The organism is Coriobacteriia bacterium, from assembly GCA_041658765.1.
Lineage (GTDB): Bacteria > Actinomycetota > Coriobacteriia > Anaerosomatales > JBAZZO01 > JBAZZO01.
The window spans coordinates 247164-267582 of the sequence record JBAZZO010000001.1; the positions used below are offsets into that span (position 1 = coordinate 247164).

The following is a 20419-nucleotide window of genomic DNA, read 5'->3' on the forward strand; positions in this document are numbered from 1 at the left end:
GGGTTAAGGTTTGTGCCAAGATTGACGGTTTCAGACAAGCATCAATCTTAACTTGAGGGTTATTCGCAGTATGCCGTTGTCGTTCCTATGCGGGTCGTGCGGGGAGGCGAACATGGTCGAGACAGGTGCCAATTACCTTGCCGTGATCAAGGTGGTCGGGGTAGGAGGCGGCGGAACGAACGCCGTGAACCGCATGGTCGAGGCGGGTGTGAAGGGTGTCGAGTTCATCGCCGTCAACACGGACGCTCAGGCGCTGCTCATGTCCGATGCGGACTACAAGGTCCACATCGGGATCAACCTGACCAAGGGACTCGGTGCGGGAGCTGATCCCGACGTGGGATACCAGGCTGCGGAAGAGAGCCGAGCAGAGATCAAGGAAGCTCTCCAGGGCGCCGACATGGTCTTCATCACAGCTGGCGAAGGTGGTGGGACCGGTACTGGTGGCGCTCCCATCATCGCCGAGGTGGCCAAGCAGGACATCGGCGCGCTCACGGTCGGCGTCGTGACGCGTCCGTTCGCGTTCGAGGGTCGCAAACGGGCGATCGTCGCGGACGAGGGGATCAAGCGTCTACGTGACATGGTCGACACGCTGATCATCATCCCGAACGACCGCCTGCTGCAGGTCGCGGAGAAGAAGACATCGATCCTCGACGCGTTCCGGATAGCCGACGACGTGCTGCGTCAGGGCGTGCAGGGCATCACTGACCTCATCACCGTGCCCGGACTGATCAACCTCGACTTCGCCGACGTCCGCACGATCATGGCCGACGCAGGCACGGCGCTGATGGGCATCGGGATCGCCACAGGCGACAACCGGGCCAACGAGGCGGCGAAGGCGGCCATCTCGAGCCCTCTGCTGGAGAGCAGCATCGAAGGGGCGCAGGGCGTCCTTCTCTCCATCGCGGGCGGCTCGGACCTCGGTCTCTTCGAGGTCAACGAAGCGGCGGAGGTCGTGGCCGCCGCCGCGCACCCGGAGGCGAACATCATATTCGGCGCCGTCATCGACGACTCGATGGCGGAGTCGATCAGGGTGACGGTCATCGCGACCGGCTTCGCCGGGAAGCGCAAGCAGGAGGCTATCCAGTTCGAGGAGTCGAGCACGTCCGTGCCGACCTTCGAGCCGCTGCCCGAGGACGAACTCGACATCCCCGCGTTCCTGAAGCGGCGTTCCGTGTAGTCAATGCCGCCCGCGTCAAGCTGCGGGCGACCGGCTGTGGGCCGGGGGGCGGCGACGGATGAGACCTCGACCGCCTCCCGGCCTCATTCTGTCCGGACCCCGGGATCGAACAGGCCCGTCCCTTGCGGGGCGGGCCTGCGTCGTGCAGTCGAGGGAAGCGGCTACTCCACCGGAGGAGCAGGTGGCGAAGGTGGAGCGGGCGGTGCGGGAGGCGCTTCAGGCGCCGGAGGAGCAGGCGGTGCCGGAGGAGCGTACGCCGCTGGAGCCGGAGGAGCGTACGCAGCGGGAGCGGCATAGCCCGGTGGCGCCGGCGGAGGCGTCGTTCCGCGCTTCACCTTGCGGTAGACCATGAAGTAGTAGAAGACCGTCGCGATGTTCAGGAAGACCATCAGGAGCACCCAGATGATCTTGCTGTTCCCGCTCGAACCGGGGTATTCCCACTCTTGGCGGCTCAGGGCGTCGACGAGCATCCATATCCAGAGCACGAAGTACGCGAGCCCAAGCAGGCTGAGGAGCCCCATGCACACGAGCGTGAACATCGCCGCACCCGCACCGGCGGCGTCCGTGGACGTGTCGGCGAGGGCAGGTGACGCTGCGAGGAGCGTGGCGGCGCACACGGCACCGGCTACGGCTCCCGAGAAGGACCGCTTCATCGAGTCACCCCCTTATGCTCGCGGTCAGGACGTCCACCGTAAGCTGCGACGGACGTCCCCTCGGTGCCAGTGTGAACGAGAGAGCTTATAGTTGCCAGCAGTGGCGGGTTGTGAGGGGGATCTGATGGCCGGTCGATCGGGCCCGAGGCTCGTTCGAATGGAGCATGAAGGGGTCGCGTGGCACGAGGACCCCGCGATGCGCGCCCGCGGCGTCGTCATCGCCTTCTCCGAGCGGACCGGGGGTGTCAGCGTCGCGCCGTACGCCTCGCTCGACCTCGCGGCGCACGTGGGCGATGTCGCCGAGCGGGTGGACGAGAACCGCTCCCGCCTGCTCGACGCGCTCGGGATCGGCGCGATGTCCGCGCATCTCACCACTGCCGAACAGGTGCACGGCGCTCGCGTCGCCGAGATCGAACCGCGGGCGGCGGGCGCGGGTGCTTCCGCCACCCGAGGATCGCCCCCGATAGCCGGGGCCGACGCGCTCACCACGACCGAGGTGGGCATTCCACTCATGCTCCTCTTCGCCGACTGCGTGCCTCTCGTCCTCGTCGTCCCGGGGCCGCGTCCGGCTGTCGCCGTGGTCCACGCCGGATGGCGCGGCGCCCTCGCCGGCATCGCCGGGAACGCGGTTCGCGTCCTCGCGGGGAGCTCGGATCGCCCGGTCCAGGACATCATCGCGTACGTTGGCGCGCACATCGGATCGTGCTGCTACGAGGTCGGTGAGGACGTGCTATCGCGTTTCACGAATCGGTCTGCTAACATGGCCGCGGCCGTGGCCGGGGATCGTCTCGACCTGGGCGCGGCGGTGTCCGAGGATCTCGCGAAGGCCGGAGTGTCGATGGACCGACAGTGCCACCTCGGGGTGTGCACGGCACAGACGACCGACCGCTATTTCTCGTATCGCGCCGAAGGCGTCACCGGACGCCACGGCGCGCTCGCGGTCATCCTCGGAGACGCCTGATGTCCCTTAGGCGCCTCGGTACCGCGCTCCTCTTGACGGTCGCAGTCCCGCTCCTGTTAGCAGCCGGGGGCTGCCGTTCGGGCAGGGATTCCTCCCACATCCTGACGGTCACGGGCTCCACGACCATCCTACCGATCGCGGAGATAGCGGGGGAGATGTTCGCCGAGGAGCACCCCGGGGACCGCGTCCTAGTCTCCGGCGTGGGATCCTCGGCGGGGATCGAGAGCGTCGCGGGTGGTTCGAGCGACATCGGCACCTCTTCGCGAGACCTCAAGCCGGAGGAAGCGAGCCTGGGTCTCGTCGACACCCCGATCGCGTACGACGCCATCGCGGTGATCGTCAACGAGTCCAACCCGGTCGATGCCCTCACGATGGAGCAGGTCCGAAGCATCTTCGAGGGTAGAGTGCGCAACTGGCGCGAGGTCGGCGGACCCGATATGCCGATCGGTCTCGTCAATCGCGATGAGGCATCGGGTACGCGCGAGGCCTTCTTCAAGATCGCGCTCAAGGAGCAGCCGTTCGATCCTGCCGCGGCTGTGCTGCCGGGTACCGGACAGGTCCGCGCGGTGGTGGCCGGCTCCAAGGGCGCCGTCGGATACATCAGCTACGGCTTCGTGGACGAGACGGTGAAGGCCGTCTCCATCGACGGTGTCGTGCCCTCGCCGGAGACGGTCGCGGACAAGAGGTACCCGATATCGCGAATGCTCCACATGCTGACTAAGGGCGAGCCGATAGGCATCGCGAAGGAATTCATCGATTTCCTGCTCGCACAACCCGTGCAGGACGGCGTCATCCCGAAGGCCGGATTCATCCCGATCCGGGGTGCGTCCTCGTGAGCGCCGACGGCGGGGAGCTGCGCCGCGTCTCGGCGGCGACGCACGCCCGTGAGCGCACGCTGCGCTACATCTTCTTCTCGTGCGCCTTCGTCGCCGTCGCGGGCGTCTTCCTCATCTTCGCCTTCGTCGGCTACCGGGGCTGGCCGATCTTCGCGAAGGTGGGTCTCGGCGCGTTCCTCACCGGGCGTGTCTGGCATCCTACGCAGGGAAGCTTCGGGATACTCCCGCTGCTGTTCGGATCCTTCGCCGGCACCCTCGGCGCGCTCGCTCTCGGCACGCCGCTCGCGCTGGGCGCGGCGGTCTTCCTCTCGGAGGTCGCCGGTCCGGGCGTGCGCCGGTGGGTCCGGCCCGCCGTCGAGCTTCTCGCCGGGATCCCGTCGGTCGTCTACGGCTTCTTCGGGATCATCATCCTGAGACCCGTGATCGCCAGGATGACCGGCGGTCTCGGCTTCGGGCTGCTGCCCGTATGGATCATCCTCGGGATCATGATCGTCCCCACCATCGCCACCATCTCGGAGGATGCGCTGCGCTGCCTGCCTCCCGGCATCCGAGAGGCGAGCTACGCGATGGGCGCGACGAAGTGGCAGACCATCTACAAGGTCTTGTTGCCCGCGGCGAGGATCGGCATCATCGACGCGGTCATCCTCGGGATGGGACGCGCGATAGGCGAGACGATGGCGGTACTGATGGTCGCCGGCAACGCGCCGGTCATCCCCGACGGCATCGCGCGGCCGTTCTCCACCTTGACGTCGACGATCGTGCTCGACATGCCTTATGCCTCGGGCGACCACCGCACGGCGCTGTTCGGGATGGCGATCATCCTGTTCGCGTTGTCGATGGGCTTCGTCGCGGCGGTGCGGATCGTCTCGCGGATCGGGGGTGAGGCGTGAACAGGCGCCTGACCAACGCGATCGCGATCGGCGTGCTCTGGCTCGCCGCGCTCTCGACCGTGCTCATCCTCGGGACGATCCTCGGTTACATCGTGATCAACGGCATCGGCTCTCTGACGCCCCGATTCGTGTTCACAGCACCGCGCGGTGTGAACGCGGAGGGCGGCATCGGCCCGACCATCGTCGCGACACTGTACGTCTCCAGCCTCGCGATGCTCATCGTCGCGCCGGTGGCGATACTGGCGGCCGTCTACCTGGCGGAGTACGCGGCGCAGGGGCGTCTCGTGCGCGTCATCCGGTTCGCGGCGGACTCGCTCGCGTCCGTACCCTCGATAGTCATGGGCCTCTTCGGCCTCGCGCTCTTCGTCGAGGGTCTCGGTCTCGGGTTCTCGGTGCTCTCCGGAGCCCTGGCGCTGTCGATCCTCATGCTCCCGATCGTCATGCGCACCACCGAGGAGGCGATCCGCTCGGTCCCGAAGTACATCCGCTGGGGCTCGTACGGGCTGGGCGCGACGAAGTGGCAGACGGTGAGCCGCGTCGTCCTGCCCTCGGCGCTTCCGCGCATCATCACGGGCATCATCCTGGCGACCGGACGCGCCGCGGGCGAGACGGCCGTGGTCATCTTCACCATGGGCACCGCTCTGAACCTGCCGCTGTCGCCGCTGTCGCCCGGCCGCTCGATGCCCGTGCACCTGATGATCCTGTCGATGGAGGGCATCAACCTCCCGAGCGCGTACGGCACCGCGCTGCTCCTCGTGCTGATGATCCTCGCCTTCAATCTGGCCGCCAGGCTCGTAGTCCGCAAGAACAGGAGGATGCAGGGATGAGCGAGACAGACTCGTCAGCCCTCGTCGACGCGCGCTTCCCCGGTCCCGAGAAGCTGTCCGTCCGCGATCTCGAGTTCTTCTACGGTGACTTCCACGCGCTCACGCGCATCACCGTGGGGATCAAGGCGAACGCCGTGACCGCATGCATCGGCCCCTCCGGCTGCGGCAAGTCGACGTTCCTGCGCGCCTTCAACCGGATGAACGACCTCATCCCCGGGACGCGGGTCGCGGGAAAAGTCCGCCTCGACGGCGAGGACATCTATGCGCCCGGGGTCGACCCTGTCGACCTGCGCCGCCGCGTCGGGATGATCTTCCAGCAGCCGAATCCCTTCCCGATGTCCATCTACGACAACGTCGCGTACGGGCCGCGCCTGCACGGCGTGCGGCGCAAGTCCGAGCTCGACGACGTCGTGCGCACGTCGCTCGAGCGAGCGAACGTGTGGAAGGAGGTCAAGGACATCCTCGGGCGAGGCGGGCTCACACTCTCCGGCGGCCAGCAGCAGAGGTTGTGCATCGCGCGTGTGCTGGCGGTCCAGCCCGAGGTGCTGCTCATGGACGAGCCCTGCTCGGCCATCGATCCCACGAGTGTCCAGAAGATCGAGGACCTCATGGCCGAGCTCAAGGACGGGTACACGATCATCATCGTCACCCACAACATGCAGCAGGCGGCGCGCGTCAGCGACTACACGGCTTTCTTCCTGCAGGAGGAGATCGGGAAGGCGGCGGAGCTCATCGAGTTCGACCGGACGGCGAACATCTTCACGAGCCCGAAGGACCGCCGGACCGAGGACTACATCACCGGCCGGTTCGGCTAGGCCACGGCGTCGGAGGCCATCCGACGCGTGGTATCATGGGCGACACCCATCACTGAGGAGCGGGTATGCGCGAGGTCTTCCGCAAGGAACTCAAGGAGCTCAAGGCGGAGGTGCTGTCGATCGGTCGTCTCGTCCGCGAGACGACCAAGGACGCGGTGCGCGCGCTCGTCGAAGGCGATCTCGACGCCGCGGAGGTCGTGATCGCGGGCGACGACGAGATCGACCGGCGCACACTCGGCGTCGAGGAGCACGCCCTCGAGATCATCGCCACGCAGTTCCCGGTCGCGCGCGACCTGCGCCTGCTCCACACGCTCACCTTCATCGCCATGCACCTCGAGCGGATGGGGGATCTTGGCGTCAACATCGCGAAGGCGGCGCGGCGCACGGCCTCCCGGCACGGTCCCCAGACCCTCTACGACCTCATACAGGCGCAGGGCAACCTCGTGCACCGTGTGCTGGAAGCAACGCTCGAAGCGTTCGAGAAGAACGACCTGGAGCTCGCGCGCAAGCTCGAGGACCTCGACGAGCCGATCGACCACCTCTTCAAGCAGTTCTTCCGCGAACTGGCACGGCTGCAGGACGAAGAGGACATCGAGTGGGCCAGCTCGATGGTGCTGGCGGCGCGATACCTCGAGCGCATAGCCGACAACGCCGTGGACATCGGGGAGCGTATCGCGTTCCTCGTCACGGGAGACTTCGAGGCGCTCTCGGAGCCGCGGCCGGATCAGAAGAGGTAGCCCGATATGAGCGCCGTCGCCGAGCGGCTTCGTTCGGTGCGCCGTCAGGTCGCGGATGCGGCCGACATCGCCGGTCGGGATCCCGCGCGCGTCACGATAGTGGCGGTCGCGAAGACCGTCGGCGTCGTGGAGGTCCGCAACGCCGTCGTGGCCGGATGCAGGGACTTCGGAGAGAACAGGGTGCAGGAGTTCCTCGCCAAGCGCGCGCTCTTCCCCGACGAGCGATGGCACTTCATCGGCAGCCTGCAGACGAACAAGGTCAAGGACGTCGCCGGCAGGGCGACTCTCATCCACTCGATCGACAGTCTTCGCCTGTTGGAGCATGTCGACAGGCACGCGGCCGAGGCCGGCGCAGTCCAGCAGGTCCTCCTGCAGGTGAACGTCTCGGGGGAGCCGACGAAGCACGGTCTTGCCCCCGACGAGGTCGAGGACGTGCTGCTCGCCTCGGGTGACCTCGACAACGTCCTCGTGAAAGGCCTCATGACGATGGCGCCGCTCGGAAGGCCGGAAGAGGCCCGATGGGTCTTCCGTCGGCTCGCCGACCTCTTTGCCGGATTCCGCGACATGCGCTTCAATGGAGTCGACCTCACGGAACTCTCGATGGGGATGACGAACGATTTCCGTGTCGCGGTCGAGGAGGGTGCGACGATCGTCCGGATCGGAAGGGCGATATTCGGCCGATGAACCGAGTCGGACCGGCACGAGGGACCGAGGAGCACCACGTGAGCCTGTGGCAGTCGATGAAGGCGCGTCTGGGCCTGTCCGACGAGTACGACGAGTCCTTCGAGGACGAATACGACGACGAGCCCGGCGAGGAGGCCCCCGTCGCGTACCGCAGTCCCTATTCCGACCCTCTGACCATCCGCAGGGTCGACCGCGAGCCGGACGTCGCCCGCGCCCGCGAGGCCGCAGTGCATCGCAGCGCGCGAGACGGTTCCCCTCAGGTGAGGATGTACATCTCGGAGCCCCGGTCCTTCTCCGAGGCACAGTCGATCGCGGACAAGTTCAAGCAGGAGGTGCCGGTCATCCTGAACCTGACCGGGACCGATTCGGACCTGGCGAAGCGTTTCATCGACTTCGCGTCGGGATTGACGTACGGATGCGACGGAGGTCTTCAGCGCGTCGCGGACAGGGTGTTCATGCTCTCGCCGCGCAACGTCGACGTCTCGGCCGAGGACCGTCGCCGTCTGAAGGACACGGGCCTTTTCGGTCTCGACATCTGAGGCTCGTCCGCACACCGAGAGGAAGGCGCGTCCCCCGCATGGATCGTATCCCGCGCATCGCCGTCATCGGGGGCGGCCGTATGGGAGAGGCTATCGTCGCCGGCTGGCTCGCGGCCGGTCGCGCCGATGCCGGCTCGATCACGGTCGCCGAGCCCGACGCCGCGCGCCGCGAGGTCCTGCAAGACACGCACGGAGTCGCCTGTGTGGCCGACGCCGCTTCGGCGGTCTCGGGCGCCGGGATCGTCGTGTTGGCCGTGAAGCCGCAAGTGCTCGACGCGGTCGTGGACTCCCTTGCTGGGGCCCTCGCGTCCGACGCGGTCGTCGTCTCCATCGCCGCGGGCGCGACGCTCGCCCGCCTGGCGGCGCGTCTGACCGAGGGCCAGCCTCTCGTCCGCGTCATGCCGAACACCCCCGCGATGGTCGGTCGGGGGATGAGCGTGGTCAGCGGCGGGCCCGACGCGACTCCCGAGCAGGTCACCTTCGTGTGCGGCCTCTTCGCCGCGCTCGGCGACGCCATCGTCCTCGACGAGCGCCATCAGGACGCAGCCACCGCGATATCGGGTTCGGGTCCAGCGTACGTCGCCACATTCATCGACGCCCTGGCGCGCGCGGGCGTGCGCCAGGGTCTCCCCCGCGATGTCGCCCAATCGCTCGCGGTCGCAACCGTCGCGGGCACTGCGGAGCTCCTGGCGCGGACCGGGATGCATCCGGAAGAGCTCGTGGACGCGGTGTGCAGTCCGGGCGGGACGACCATCGCCGCACTCGAGGCGTTCGAGGCCCGCGGCTTCCGCGCTGCGGTCGCCGCAGGCGTCGCAGCGGCGGTCTCGCGCGCCAAGGAGCTGGGGTCGTGATCGGTGCGCTGTCCGTCAGGGGCATCCTGGGGTCCGTCATCGAGTTCTACACGCTGCTCGTCTTCGCGTACGTGATCCTCTCGTGGTTCCCGTCGCGCTCCGGCATCTTCTTCGACGTCTACCACGTGCTCGCACAGGTCTGCGAGCCGTACCTCGGTCTGTTCCGGCGCATCATGCCGAGCACCGGAGGGATCGATTTCTCGCCGCTCGTCGCCATCCTCGTGCTCCAATACGTGCTGAGCCCGGTCATCTTCGCTATCCTAGGGATGGCAGGGCTGTGAGGGAGGACCAGAGATGAAGCTCACCCCGCTCGACATCCACCATAAGGAGTTCCGTCACTCCATCCGCGGATACCACGAGGAGGAGGTCGATCAGTTTCTCGACCAGGTCGCGGACGAGTTCGAGCGGCTCTTCAAGGAGAACATCGAGCTCGCCGAGCGTATCGAGGCGGCGAGCGCGGTCGTGAAGTCCTACGAGGACATGAAGGAGACGCTCAACAACACCCTTCTCCAGGCGCAGCGCTCCGCCGAGGAGATCATCGCCAAGGCTCAGAAGGAGGCCGACCTGGTCCTGCGCGACGCCGAGGTGAAGGCCAAGGAGGTCATCCACCAGGCGCTGTCGGACAAGCAGAAGGCTTCCGCCGAGCTCCTGCGCATCAAGCAAGCCGAAGAGGAGTTCCGCGGTCGCTTCAAGTCGCTGCTCGACCAGCATCTGCGCAGCATCGGGGAGATCGGCCTTCCCGAGGACGTCATGCTCCTCACGGCCGAGTCCGGCGGAGAGACGCTCGTCGAGGCGCAGGTGGCTCCCGAGACCGTGGCCCGGATCGTCGAGGAGCAGCCCCTCGTCACGGAGCCCGTTCCCGTTCCCGCTCCCGCTCCCGCCGCGGTGGTTCCCGAGCCGATCCAGGTCCCCGAGCCCGCGGACGATGCTCTCGACGTCGCCTCGGTCTTTGGCGACGAGCCCGTCGCGACCGTGGCGGAGCCGCTGTTCGAGGACGTTCCCGCTTCCGGATTCGTCACGAGTCTGCAGCTCGGCGAGATCACGCCGCCCGACCTCGGCCCAGAAGAACCGACGTTCTCCGAGCCCGAGGAGTTCGTGATGCCGTCGTTCGGCTCTCTCGGAGAGCGCGATGACGACGTCGAGATCGAGGAGATCGACTAGCGGGTGTCCGCCCGCATCGCCGTCGTCGTGACGCCGCGCGCCCATCGTGACGAGGTAGTGGGCTTCGTGGGCGACGAACTCGCCGTCCGAGTGAGGGTCCCGCCGGAGGACGGCAAGGCCAACGCCGCGGTCTGTCGCGCGGTGGCCGAGTCCCTCGGCGTACCGAAGAGCGCAGTGCGTGTCGTGCGCGGTGCGGGGTCGAGGCACAAGACACTCGAGGTGGACGGCCTCGACGAGGCCGGGATCCGTGCGGCGTTCCCTTCGCCCCCGGTCGATCCCGCGGTTTGACCCTCGACACGGCCCTGGACTACCCTTATGCGCACATCGTGACAGGCGACGACGAGGACGAGTAGGCGGGTCGCGGCCCGGACAGCGAGCGGGGACAGTGCAAGCCCGCAGGTGGCGGACCTCGTCCGAAGATCCCCTCATCAGCCTCGGACCGAACGGCGCTTGAGCGCCCAGTAGGCTCCGACGGGAGCTCCCGTTATCGGGCGACCGAGTGGCGCGCAGGGTCGAGAAGGCCTCGCGCAAGCTGGGTGGTACCGCGGAGCGGCATGCGAGCGCGCTTCGTCCCGGCGGGTGTGGACGAGCGCGCTTTTTCGCGCCCTGGAGTAGTGCGAGCACGAGAGGGATGAGATGGCCGAGCAGCCGGACTACAAGCAGACGATGAACCTCCCGAGCACGGACTTCCCCATGCGGGCCGACCTCGCCCGGCGGGAGCCGGAGTCGCTCGCGTTCTGGGACGAGATCGACGTCTACCGCAAGAGCCTCGAGCGCAACGCGGGCGGACCGGTCTTCATACTCCACGACGGTCCTCCGTACGCGAACGGCCACATCCACATGGGCACCGCCTTCAACAAGGTCTTCAAGGACCTCGTGGTCAAGTACAAGACGATGCGCGGCTTCTTCGCCCCCTACGTGCCCGGCTGGGACTGCCACGGTCAGCCGATCGAGCACATGGTCGAGAAGGAGCTGGGCCCCGAGAGGATGAAGAACACCTCGCAGTCGGAGGTCCGGCGACTCTGCCGCGAGCACGCGATGCGGTTCGTGGCCGTGCAGGCCGACGAGTTCCGCCGGTTGGGAGTGCGCGGCGACTTCGAGGACCCCTACCTGACCCTCGACCCGTCCTACGAGGCCGGTGACGTGCGCGTCTTCAAGTCGATGTACGACAAGGGCATGGTCTACAAGGGCCGCAAGCCGATCCACTGGTGTGTCCGATGCCGGACCGCCCTGGCCGAGGCCGAGATCGAGTACTCGGACGACGTGAGCGACAGCATCTACGTGAAGTTCCGGATGACCGAGATACCCGGGTCGTTGCGGGCTGGCGCGGAGCCGGTCTCCATCCTGATCTGGACGACGACTCCATGGACGCTGCCGGCGAACGTCGCGGTGACGCTCGCTCAGGACGCGCCCTACGTCGGCGTGCGCGTCTCGGGTGAGGTCCTGATCGTCGCCGAGGCGCTCGTCGAAGCCGTCGCGAGTACGGCCGGGTGGGAGTCGTGGGAGCTGGTGAAGGGCACCGACGGTTCCGTTGTCCGGGCTTCCGGTTCGCAGTTCGAGGGTCTGCATTACGAGCACCCCGTTCATCCGGGCGTCATGGGGGTCTTCGTCACCGGGGAACACGTCGACCTGTCGACGGGCACGGGCGCCGTCCACACCGCGCCCGGCCATGGCGAAGAGGACTACCTCGTGGGCCAGAGCTACGGTCTGCCGTCGCCGATGCCCGTCGACGACGACGGAGTGTTCGACGAGGGCGGCGGCCCGTTCGCGGGGATGAAGGTCTCGGAAGCCAACCCGGTGATCGTCGACTGGCTGGCCGAGCGTGGCACGCTCGCGGCCGCGGGGAAGACCAACCACTCCTACCCCCACTGCTGGCGCTGCAAGCAGCCCGTGATCTTCCGAGCGACCGAGCAGTGGTTCGTCTCGATGGACACGGCCGCAGAGGGTGTTCGCCCGCTGCGCGAGAGCGCGATGGAGGCGATCTCGGGCGTCGAATGGATCCCCGGCTGGTCGATCAACCGCATGTCCGGCATGGTCGGCGACCGTCCCGACTGGTGCATCAGCCGCCAGCGGGCCTGGGGCGTGCCCATCCCGGTGTTCACGTGCGTTGCATGCGGCGAGACGGTGGCCACGGACGAGACGTTCGATGCGGTGGAGCGCCTGTTCGCGACCGAGGGCGCGGACGCGTGGTTCGCGAAGGACCCGAGCGAGTACCTCCCCTCGAGCGTCGTCTGCCCCCGCTGTGGCGGGAGTGCGCTCAAGCCCGAGGACGACATCGTCGACGTGTGGTTCGAGTCCGGCGTCTCGCACACGAGCGTGCTCGACGCGCGCGAGGGACTGCGGCGTCCCGCGGACCTCTACCTCGAGGGCTCCGACCAGCACAGGGGCTGGTTCCAGTCCGCCCTGCTCACCAGTGTCGGCGCGTACGGTACCGCGCCGTACTCCAAGGTCCTCACGCACGGCTTCATCGTGGACGGCGACGGCCGCAAGATGTCGAAGTCGATGGGCAACGTCGTCTCGCCGCTCGATGTCGTGGCCGCGTCCGGCGCCGACGTGGTACGCCTCTGGGCGGCGTCGGCCGACTACGGTCAGGACATCGGGGTCTCCGACGAGATCCTGTCGCGCACCAGCGAAGCGTACCGGCGCATCCGCAACACGTTCCGCTTCCTGCTGGGCAACCTCGCCGAGTGGGAGCCGGGAAGGGCCGTGGCTTGGGAGGACATGCCGGAGCTCGACCGTTGGGCGATGTCGCGTCTCTCGGCGGTGGTCGAGGACGTCACCCGCTTCTACGACGACTGGCAGTTCCATCGCGTCTTCCACGCGGTGTATGGATACTGCACGACGGACCTCTCCTCGTTCTACATGGATGTCATCAAGGACCGTCTCTACTCGGATGGAGCCGATTCGCTCTCGAGGCGCAGCGCTCAGACCGTGCTCGCAGCCGTGCTCGGAGCCCTGGTGCGTCTCACGGCGCCGATCCTCACCTTCACGTGCGAGGAGGTCTGGCGCTTCATGCCCGAGTCCTTGCGGGACGCGGAGTCCGTGCAGCTGACCGGATGGCCGCGGATCGCGGTCGACGAGTCCGAGTCCGCGGCGTTGATCGCCGACTACGCCGAGGTGCTCGCGGTCCGCGATGACGTCATGCGCGCGCTCGAGGAGCGCAGGGCGTCGAAGGAGTTCACGAAGTCCCAGGAGACGCGGGTAGTCATAGGCGCGCCGGCGCCACTCGCGTCCGTCCTCGCCGCCCGCGAGGATCTCGGGGATGTTTTCCTGGCCTCGCACGCGGAAGTCGTCGCGGACGCTCCTGCGCCCGACGGTGCGGTCCCCGGCTCGGCGGAAGGCGTCTGGATCCTCGTCCAGGCGGCCGAAGGCCGGAGGTGTCCGCGCTGCTGGAACTGGCGCGAGGACATCGGCGGGGATGCGAAGCATCCCGACCTGTGCGGCCGTTGTGCGGAGGTCGTCAGCGCCCTGATGGTATAATCATGGGGTATGACGGAGCATGACGCGGCGCCCCGACCCGGGGCGTCGTCTGCGAGATACACCACGGAGGCATCGACGATGCATGCGAAGACGCTCGCCGGCTTCAAGTCGCTGCTCGAGGCCGAGCGCGACCGGCTCATCGCCGAGGTCGAGGAGTACGAACTCGAGGGCCAGGAGAACCTCTCCGACGCGAGCGGTGAGAACAACTATCGCGACCATATGGCGGACCAGGGCACCGCGACCTTCGTCCGGGAGATCGACATGACCATCGTCGACAGCGCTCGCGAGCGTCTGGCGCAGACCCAGCGGGCGCTGGAGAGGCTCGAAGCCGGCGGCTACGGTGTCTGCCTGCGCTGCGGAGAACGGATCGCCGAGTCCCGGCTCGAGGCCGTTCCCGCGGCCGAGTTCTGCATCTCGTGCAAGGAATGGGAAGAGTCGCGCTAGGCCGCGTCGAGGCGGGCGCCATGATCGCGGCGACCGCTGTCGCGGTCGTCGTCGTGGACCAGGCATCGAAAGCCGCCATCCGGGCGGCTCTCGCGCCGCTGAGCACCGTCCCGGTCATCGACGGCTTCCTCAACATCACCCACGTGCGCAACCTCGGCGCCGCATTCGGGATCATGCCCGGTCGGCAGGTCATGTTCGTCGTCACGTCGGCTCTCGTGATCGTCGGCATCGGGGTGTTCGCGTCCTTCGGCGAGGTCCGTCGGCGGACTTCGGCGTTCGCACTCGGGCTCGTCGCCGGTGGTGCGCTCGGCAACCTGATAGATCGCGTCAGCGGGGACCGCCGGGTCACGGACATGCTTGAGATCCAGTTCCGCCATCGGGACGTCTTCCCCGTGTTCAACGTGGCCGATTCGGCGATCGTGGTCGGAGTGGCCTGCCTCGCATTCCTGCTCCTGATCGAGAAGGACCCGGACCAGGTCGACGACGGCGATGCTGCGGCGGCATGAGCGCTCACATCCACACACACACCGTCCGCTCCGACGAGGCGGGCCAGCGCCTAGACAAGCTTCTCGGCGAGCTCGACTTCATGCCGAGCCGCTCCGCCGCGGAGCGGCTGATCGAGCGCGGCTTCGTGCGGGTGAACGGGACCGTGACGGGCAAGCGGCACGTCGTGCGGTCGGGCGAGCACGTCCTCGTCGAGATCCCCCCGGCGGAGCCGTCGGACCTCATCCCTGAGCACGTCCCGCTCGACATCCGCTTCGAAGACGACCACCTCATCGTCTTGAGCAAGGCGGCCGGGATGGTCGTCCACCCCGCGCACGGCCACTGGTCGGGGACGCTGGTGCACGCTCTTCTCGCGCACAGCGAGGATCTCGGCACGCTGTCCGGCGACGACCGTCCGGGCATCGTCCACCGCCTCGACAAGGACACGTCGGGACTGATGCTCGTCGCGAAGGACGATACGACACAGGCGGCCCTCTCCGAGGCGATCAAGGTGCGCTCCGTCGATCGCCGCTACCTCGCCCTCGTTCACGGATACATATCTCCCGACGAGGGCATCATCGACGCGCCGATCGCGCGTCACCCCAAGGACCGCATGCGGATGGGGGTGGTCGAGTCCGAGGCGTCGCGGCAATCGGTCACGACCTTCCGGGTGCTCGAGCGATTCATGGCGGGCTCGGGCGACGACGGATACACGCTGCTGGAGTGCAAGCTCTACACGGGGAGGACGCATCAGATACGCGTCCACATGGCCTACATCGACCATCCCGTCGTCGGGGATCAGCTCTACGGTCGCCGGAAGGCGAGGGCGGATCTCGGGCTGTCCCGGCAGTTCCTGCACTCCTACCGCCTCTCGCTGGAGCATCCTGCCTCGGGGGAGGAGATCGAGCTCCTAGACCCGCTCGCTCCCGACCTGGCGCAGCCGCTCGCAAGTCTGGCCGACCGCTCGATGGGTCGGACGCCGGCGGGGAACGCGGTGCTCGGGGATGCGGCGCCAGGACTCTAGCCGCCGGGGTATAGTCAGCAACGGGTACGCGATCGGCATGGGGCCGGTCGCGAAGCGAGGACATCTGGAGGTCTGGGCGTGGGCGGAACCATCCTCGTCATCGAGGACGATCCTCAGAACCAGTACCTCGTGCGGTTCCTTCTCGAGCAGAGCGGGTTCGAGGTCATCGTGGCGAGCGACGGCGAAGCGGGCGTCGATCTCGCGCTCTCCCGTCGACCGGAGATGGTCCTCATGGACATGCTCCTTCCGAAGCTCGACGGATACGAGGCCACGAAGCTCATCAAGGCCGACGAGACGTTCACCGCTCCCGTGATCGCACTCACGGCGTACTCGATGAAGGGCGATCGGGAGCGCGTGCTCTCCGCGGGGTGTGACGGCTACATCTCCAAGCCCATCGATCCGGAGACGTTCGTCTCCCGGGTGATGTCGTTCCTCGTACCCCGGTTGGACGGGAGTGCGCGCGCATGAGGATCCTGGTCGTCGACGACGACGAGGCGAGCCGCTACTTGAGCCGGACGATCCTGTCCGCCCACGGTCACGAGGTGGAGACCGTGTCCGACGGCATCGAAGCGCTCGAGGCGGGGAGGCGCGAACCGCCCGGGCTGATCATCACCGACATCCTGATGCCGCGCATGGACGGCTATCGGTTGTGCCGAGCGTGGAAGGCCGACCCGGTCCTTGCCGATTCGCCTCTCATCTTCTACACCGCCTCCTACACCGATGTCGCCGACGAGCGGTTCGCGATCAGTCTCGGCGCTGACGCGTTCCTCACGAAGCCCCAGGACCCGGTGGCGCTCGTCGCGGCGGTCGACCGGACGGTCGCGCGCGTCCAGGCCGAGGGCGGCGCGAACCGTCCCGCCCAGAAGGGCGAGGCCGAGGTGCTGCGGGAGTACAGCGAGCGGCTCGTGCACAAGCTCGAGCAGAAGGCACTCTCGCTGCAGTCGACCAACGCCGAGCTCAAGCGCGCGATGGAGATCCTCTCCGACGAGGTCGAGGTGAAGCGTCAACTGATCTCCGACCTCGACGCCGAGATCGCCAAACGGGATCGCGTGGAGGCGGATCGCCGCCGGCTCGAGATGCTGAAGTCGAGCTTCGTGGCGACCGTCTCGCATGAACTGCGCACGCCGCTCACGAGCATCATCGGGTACGCGGAACTGCTGGAACGTCCCGAGGCGTCCGGCAAGCCGGCCGTCGCGGCGGAACTCATCGACAAGGTGCGCGCCAGATCGCTCGACATGAAGCGTCTGATCGAGGAACTACTCGAGGTCTCACAGATCCAGGCCGAGGGAGTACGGCTCGACCTGCGCTGGGCCGACCTCGGCCGGGTGGTGCGCGAGAGGGCGGCGGAGACGCGGCCGTCAGACAAGCATCGGCTCTCCGTCGAGGTCGGAGAGGGGCTCGACCGTGTGTGGTGCGACCCGGACCGGCTCGCCGGCGCCGTCGGCAGGCTCCTGGGCAACGCCGTCAAGTACTCTCCCGATGGCGGCGATGTCCGCCTCGTGGCACGTCTCGACGGCGGCGATGTGATCATCGAGGTCTTCGACCAGGGGATCGGGATGACCGCGGATGAGGTCAAGGGCGCGTTCGAGCGCTTCACCCAGGTGGACATGTCGACGACACGCGAGTTCGGAGGATTCGGGCTCGGACTCTTCATCGCGAGGCAGGTAGCCTTGGCGCATGGAGGCCGGATCGACGTGAGGAGCGAGCCGGGCGTCGGCAGCACGTTCTCCCTGGTCGTCCCGCTCGCGCCCGCGGGAGCCGACGAGTGATCGCGAGCGCGAAGCGCGTACTGGTCGTCGAGGACGAACGCGCGATCCGAGAGGCTGTCGAGGCCTACCTGGAGAGAGAGGGTTTCTGGGTGAGCGCCGTCGGCGACGGCCAGGCCGCGCTCGACGCGGTGGCGGCGCACGGCTACGACTTGGTCGTTCTCGACCTGAACCTCCCCAAAGTCCCCGGCGAGGAGGTCTGCCGCCGATTGCGGGACGCCTCCGACGTCCCGATCATCATGCTGACGGCGAAGGGCTCGGAGGAGGAGCGTGTCGCCGGTCTGGACCTGGGCGCCGACGACTACCTCGTGAAGCCGTTCAGTCCGCGCGAGCTGGTCGCACGGGCACGGGCTCTGCTGCGCAGGGCGCATGCCGACACCGAGCCCCAGCGCGGACGTGCCGAGTTCGGACCGCTCTCGATAGACATCGCCGGGCACCGAGTCTACCTCGACGGCGAGGAGGTAGAGCTCACCGCGAGCGAGTACAAGTTGTTGGCGACGCTGTCGAGGTATCCTGGTCGCGTCTACTCGCGCATGGAACTCGTGGAGAAGGTGCTCGGCTACGATTTCGAGGGTTACGAGCGAGCGATCGACAGTCACGTGAAGAACCTTCGCGCGAAGCTCGATGACGATCCCAAGTCCCCGCGGTTCGTCCACACGGTCTTCGGGATCGGCTACAGGTTCGATGCACCATCGGAACCGGAGTCTCGCTGACATGCCGCGCTCGACGCTCGTCTGGCGCCTCGGCCTCGCCTTCGCGGCTGTGGCTGCGGTGACGGCCCTTCTAGCGGCGGCGCTCCTCGGCGTGACCTGGCAGCGCCAGTTCACGAGCTACGTCCGCAGGGGACTCCAAGCCCAGGCGGACGGGGTCGCGCAGTCGGTCGCGGAAGCCTACGCGGCAGCCGGGGGATGGCAGGACCTCAGCCTCCAATTCTCGCACTCGGCGATGATGTCGGGACTGCGGGTCCGGATCCTCGACGCGGATGGGAAGGTGATCGAGGACACTGCCGACGTGATGGGCGGTGCGCTGACCCTCCCGGAGTCCGACGTCGGCCCCGTCGCTTCTTCGCGTGTGACGGTCGGAGGTGTGGACGTCGGCGCGGTCCGCGTCTCTCCCATCGCTCCGGGCGGGCTGCTGACCGAACGCGATCGCCAGTTCGTCAGGGCGGCCTTTCGCGGGCTGCTCATCGCGGCGCTGATCGCCGTGTGTCTCTCTTCGATCGCCGGAGCGTGGTACGCGCGGTCGATCGTGAGGCCCATCAACGCGGTGACGGAGGTCGCGGCGGCGCTGCGGGCCGGACGGCGCGACGCACGTACGGGCATGCGAGGTGAGGATGCCGTCGCTGTCCTGGGCGCGACGCTGGATCAGATGGCCGACGCGGTGGAGGCGGATCGCGAGTTCGAGCGTCGTCTGACGGCGGACGTCGCGCACGAGTTGCGCACGCCGTTGCAGGCGATCCAGGCGACGGTCGAGGCGATGCAGGACGGCGTCCTGCCCATGGACGTGGAGCGGCTCGGAGTCGTCCGCGAGGAGACCATGCGGCTCGGTCGGTTGACGGGCCACATCCTCGAACTGGCGCGGCTCGAGCGCGGAGAGGTGCCCTTCCGCTCGGACGTCCTCGATCCCGCCTGGCCGGTCTCTCGCGCCATCGAGGCGCATCGGGCGCTGATCGAGTCCTCCGGCCTCGAGCTGGTGGAGGACGTACGCGAAGGTCTCGGCGTGCGCGGTGACGCCGACCGGCTGACCCAGGCGGTCGGGAACCTGCTCTCGAACGCGGCCCGGTACACGGAGCCGGGCGGCACCGTCGTCGTGCGCCTCTCTGCCGACGAAGGTGAGGCTCTCATCGAGGTCTCCGACACCGGCATCGGGGTCGCGGAAGAGGACTCCGGCCGCGTCTTCACCCGCTTCTGGCGCTCGGCGGGAGCGCGCGAGCTCTCGAAGGGCGGTCTAGGCATCGGGCTCGCGGTCGTGAAGGAGATCGTCGATCGCCACGGCGGCGGCGTCACCGTGGCCGCGCGCGAGGGCGGAGGGACGACGTTCTCGCTGCGGTTACCGCTCGCGGGCTAGGGTCGGTCCTCGAGTCGCAGCGCGATCCGGGCGAGCACGACCCGCGAGCCGTCCTTGGGCGACGTCACCCAACCCACCAGTTCGCCCGTGTCCCCGGTGCCCGACGGCAGGGCGAGAGTTGCAGAAAAGCGGCCGCGCGTCCCGGTGCCTGCGGAGGCCAGCACGCGGCGCCGCACCAGGAGGCGTCCGGCTCCGTCGCGGATCTCTAGGAAGAAGACCGCCTCGAACACATCGGCGGTACCGCGCACCGAGAGAGTCGCTCCGGCGGCGTCGCCCGGTTGCGGTGTCTCGATGACGATCGGCGGGATCAGGTCCTCGAATGCCGCTGCGGTCTGCGGCGTGTCGAGGATGAGACCCTCTCCGCCGAGAGCGGTCAGGGGACTACCGTCGAGCCGGAACCTGACCGAGCGCACGGTCCGGAAGCCGGTGAGGGTGCACACGACCTGCGCTGCGCGCATCCGCATGGAGAGGCTTCCGCCGCCGGACGCGAAGGCGCCGGAGAGATCGATGGTCGCGACTCCGGCGGTGATGGACAGAGAGCGCAGGGCCGTCCCGGTCGGCACGGCCGAGCCGAGACCGCGCGAACGCTCCGCCGCCGTCGGCCCGGCTAGCAGGGCGCGAACCGCTTGTGCCGCGACGCTGGGGAGTCGGGCCTCGCGACGCACGGCCGCGACGCGCTCTCCTTCGACGAGGTAGACGATGACCGCGGTCGTCGCTTCGACAGCCGTGGGGGACGGTGGCGGGACCGGTGTCGATGGCGCCTCTGACGGCGCCGGCGGCGGCGCGGCTGGCTCGGACGACCGCGAGCACCCTGAGGCTGCGAGCAGTGCGAGCGTCAAGGCGAGCGTGATGGCGGCGCGACCGTTCACTGCGATCGTCTCCCTCCGTCTTCCGCGGCTCCGTGATGCCTCAGAATAAAAGGTACTCGAGCGACTGATTCGTTGCCTCACAATAAAGGTACTCGACGTCGGACGCCTTCACCTCCTCTTTCCATCTCGGGTTCTTGCGGGCGTTGAGCTTGTAG

23 protein-coding genes are annotated in these 20419 nt (G+C 67.9%); 21 read left to right on the forward strand and 2 right to left on the reverse strand.

Going from position 1 to position 20419, the window contains the following annotated elements; translation table 11 throughout:
* Positions 1-112: 112 nt before the first annotated feature.
* Complete coding sequence (gene ftsZ, locus WC971_01235; protein MFA5843435.1) at positions 113-1177, forward strand: cell division protein FtsZ; 1065 nt, start codon at positions 113-115, stop codon at positions 1175-1177.
* Positions 1178-1338: 161 nt separating this feature from the next.
* On the opposite strand, the gene WC971_01240 is transcribed toward ftsZ, so the two are convergent.
* On the reverse strand, positions 1339-1830 hold the full coding sequence (locus WC971_01240; GenBank protein ID MFA5843436.1) for a PLDc N-terminal domain-containing protein: 492 nt from the start codon (positions 1828-1830) through the stop codon (positions 1339-1341).
* A gap of 124 nt (positions 1831-1954) precedes the next feature.
* Between WC971_01240 and WC971_01245 the strand changes: the two genes are divergently transcribed.
* The 20 genes from WC971_01245 to WC971_01340 all read left to right on the forward strand — a co-directional run bounded on the left by WC971_01245 (position 1955) and on the right by WC971_01340 (position 19395).
* Positions 1955-2791, forward strand: a complete 837-nt coding sequence (locus WC971_01245; GenBank protein MFA5843437.1) for a polyphenol oxidase family protein — start codon at positions 1955-1957, stop codon at positions 2789-2791.
* Entirely contained in the window at positions 2791-3627 is an 837-nt protein-coding gene (locus WC971_01250; GenBank protein MFA5843438.1) for a phosphate ABC transporter substrate-binding protein, read from the forward strand. Before WC971_01245 ends, WC971_01250 begins: the two co-directional genes overlap by 1 nt.
* Positions 3624-4517 (forward strand): phosphate ABC transporter permease subunit PstC, encoded by an 894-nt coding sequence (pstC, locus tag WC971_01255; GenBank protein MFA5843439.1) that lies wholly within the window; start codon positions 3624-3626, stop codon positions 4515-4517. The genes WC971_01250 and pstC overlap by 4 nt, the downstream gene beginning before the upstream one ends.
* On the forward strand, positions 4514-5344 hold the full coding sequence (gene pstA / locus WC971_01260) for a phosphate ABC transporter permease PstA (protein ID MFA5843440.1): 831 nt from the start codon (positions 4514-4516) through the stop codon (positions 5342-5344). The genes pstC and pstA overlap by 4 nt, the downstream gene beginning before the upstream one ends.
* Positions 5341-6159, forward strand: a complete 819-nt coding sequence (gene pstB / locus WC971_01265; protein ID MFA5843441.1) for a phosphate ABC transporter ATP-binding protein PstB — start codon at positions 5341-5343, stop codon at positions 6157-6159. The genes pstA and pstB overlap by 4 nt, the downstream gene beginning before the upstream one ends.
* A 65-nt stretch (positions 6160-6224) precedes the next feature.
* Positions 6225-6896: a phosphate signaling complex protein PhoU gene (gene phoU, locus WC971_01270; protein MFA5843442.1), complete on the forward strand. Its 672-nt coding sequence runs from the start codon at positions 6225-6227 to the stop codon at positions 6894-6896.
* Between the two features lie 6 nt (positions 6897-6902).
* A complete protein-coding gene (locus tag WC971_01275; GenBank protein MFA5843443.1) occupies positions 6903-7580 on the forward strand; it encodes a YggS family pyridoxal phosphate-dependent enzyme in 678 nt (225 codons plus the stop codon).
* A complete protein-coding gene (gene sepF / locus WC971_01280; protein ID MFA5843444.1) occupies positions 7577-8119 on the forward strand; it encodes a cell division protein SepF in 543 nt (180 codons plus the stop codon). The genes WC971_01275 and sepF overlap by 4 nt, the downstream gene beginning before the upstream one ends.
* Positions 8120-8157: 38 nt before the next feature.
* The gene (gene proC / locus WC971_01285) at positions 8158-8970 is read left to right on the forward strand and encodes a pyrroline-5-carboxylate reductase (GenBank protein ID MFA5843445.1); all 813 of its coding nucleotides are present in this window, start codon (positions 8158-8160) and stop codon (positions 8968-8970) included.
* Positions 8967-9251, forward strand: a complete 285-nt coding sequence (locus tag WC971_01290) for a YggT family protein (GenBank protein ID MFA5843446.1) — start codon at positions 8967-8969, stop codon at positions 9249-9251. The genes proC and WC971_01290 overlap by 4 nt, the downstream gene beginning before the upstream one ends.
* A 13-nt stretch (positions 9252-9264) precedes the next feature.
* On the forward strand, positions 9265-10131 hold the full coding sequence (locus tag WC971_01295; protein MFA5843447.1) for a DivIVA domain-containing protein: 867 nt from the start codon (positions 9265-9267) through the stop codon (positions 10129-10131).
* A gap of 3 nt (positions 10132-10134) precedes the next feature.
* Positions 10135-10419 carry a DUF167 domain-containing protein gene (locus tag WC971_01300; GenBank protein ID MFA5843448.1) on the forward strand — a complete coding sequence of 95 codons (285 nt, stop codon included), beginning with the start codon at positions 10135-10137 and terminating at the stop codon, positions 10417-10419.
* Positions 10420-10767: 348 nt separating this feature from the next.
* Entirely contained in the window at positions 10768-13611 is a 2844-nt protein-coding gene (ileS, locus tag WC971_01305; protein MFA5843449.1) for an isoleucine--tRNA ligase, read from the forward strand.
* A 78-nt stretch (positions 13612-13689) separates the two neighbouring features.
* Entirely contained in the window at positions 13690-14055 is a 366-nt protein-coding gene (locus WC971_01310) for a TraR/DksA C4-type zinc finger protein (protein MFA5843450.1), read from the forward strand.
* A complete protein-coding gene (gene lspA, locus WC971_01315; protein ID MFA5843451.1) occupies positions 14037-14561 on the forward strand; it encodes a signal peptidase II in 525 nt (174 codons plus the stop codon). Before WC971_01310 ends, lspA begins: the two co-directional genes overlap by 19 nt.
* Positions 14558-15562, forward strand: coding sequence for an RluA family pseudouridine synthase (locus WC971_01320; GenBank protein MFA5843452.1), 1005 nt, complete (start codon positions 14558-14560; stop codon positions 15560-15562). Before lspA ends, WC971_01320 begins: the two co-directional genes overlap by 4 nt.
* A 78-nt stretch (positions 15563-15640) precedes the next feature.
* A complete protein-coding gene (locus tag WC971_01325; GenBank protein ID MFA5843453.1) occupies positions 15641-16030 on the forward strand; it encodes a response regulator in 390 nt (129 codons plus the stop codon).
* On the forward strand, positions 16027-17331 hold the full coding sequence (locus tag WC971_01330) for a hybrid sensor histidine kinase/response regulator (GenBank protein MFA5843454.1): 1305 nt from the start codon (positions 16027-16029) through the stop codon (positions 17329-17331). Before WC971_01325 ends, WC971_01330 begins: the two co-directional genes overlap by 4 nt.
* Positions 17328-18041, forward strand: coding sequence for a response regulator transcription factor (locus WC971_01335; protein MFA5843455.1), 714 nt, complete (start codon positions 17328-17330; stop codon positions 18039-18041). Before WC971_01330 ends, WC971_01335 begins: the two co-directional genes overlap by 4 nt.
* Position 18042: 1 nt before the next feature.
* The gene (locus tag WC971_01340; protein MFA5843456.1) at positions 18043-19395 is read left to right on the forward strand and encodes a HAMP domain-containing sensor histidine kinase; all 1353 of its coding nucleotides are present in this window, start codon (positions 18043-18045) and stop codon (positions 19393-19395) included.
* Here WC971_01340 and WC971_01345 read toward each other — a convergent pair.
* Positions 19392-20264 (reverse strand): GerMN domain-containing protein, encoded by an 873-nt coding sequence (locus WC971_01345; GenBank protein ID MFA5843457.1) that lies wholly within the window; start codon positions 20262-20264, stop codon positions 19392-19394. The genes WC971_01340 and WC971_01345 overlap by 4 nt on opposite strands.
* Positions 20265-20419 lie beyond the last annotated feature (155 nt).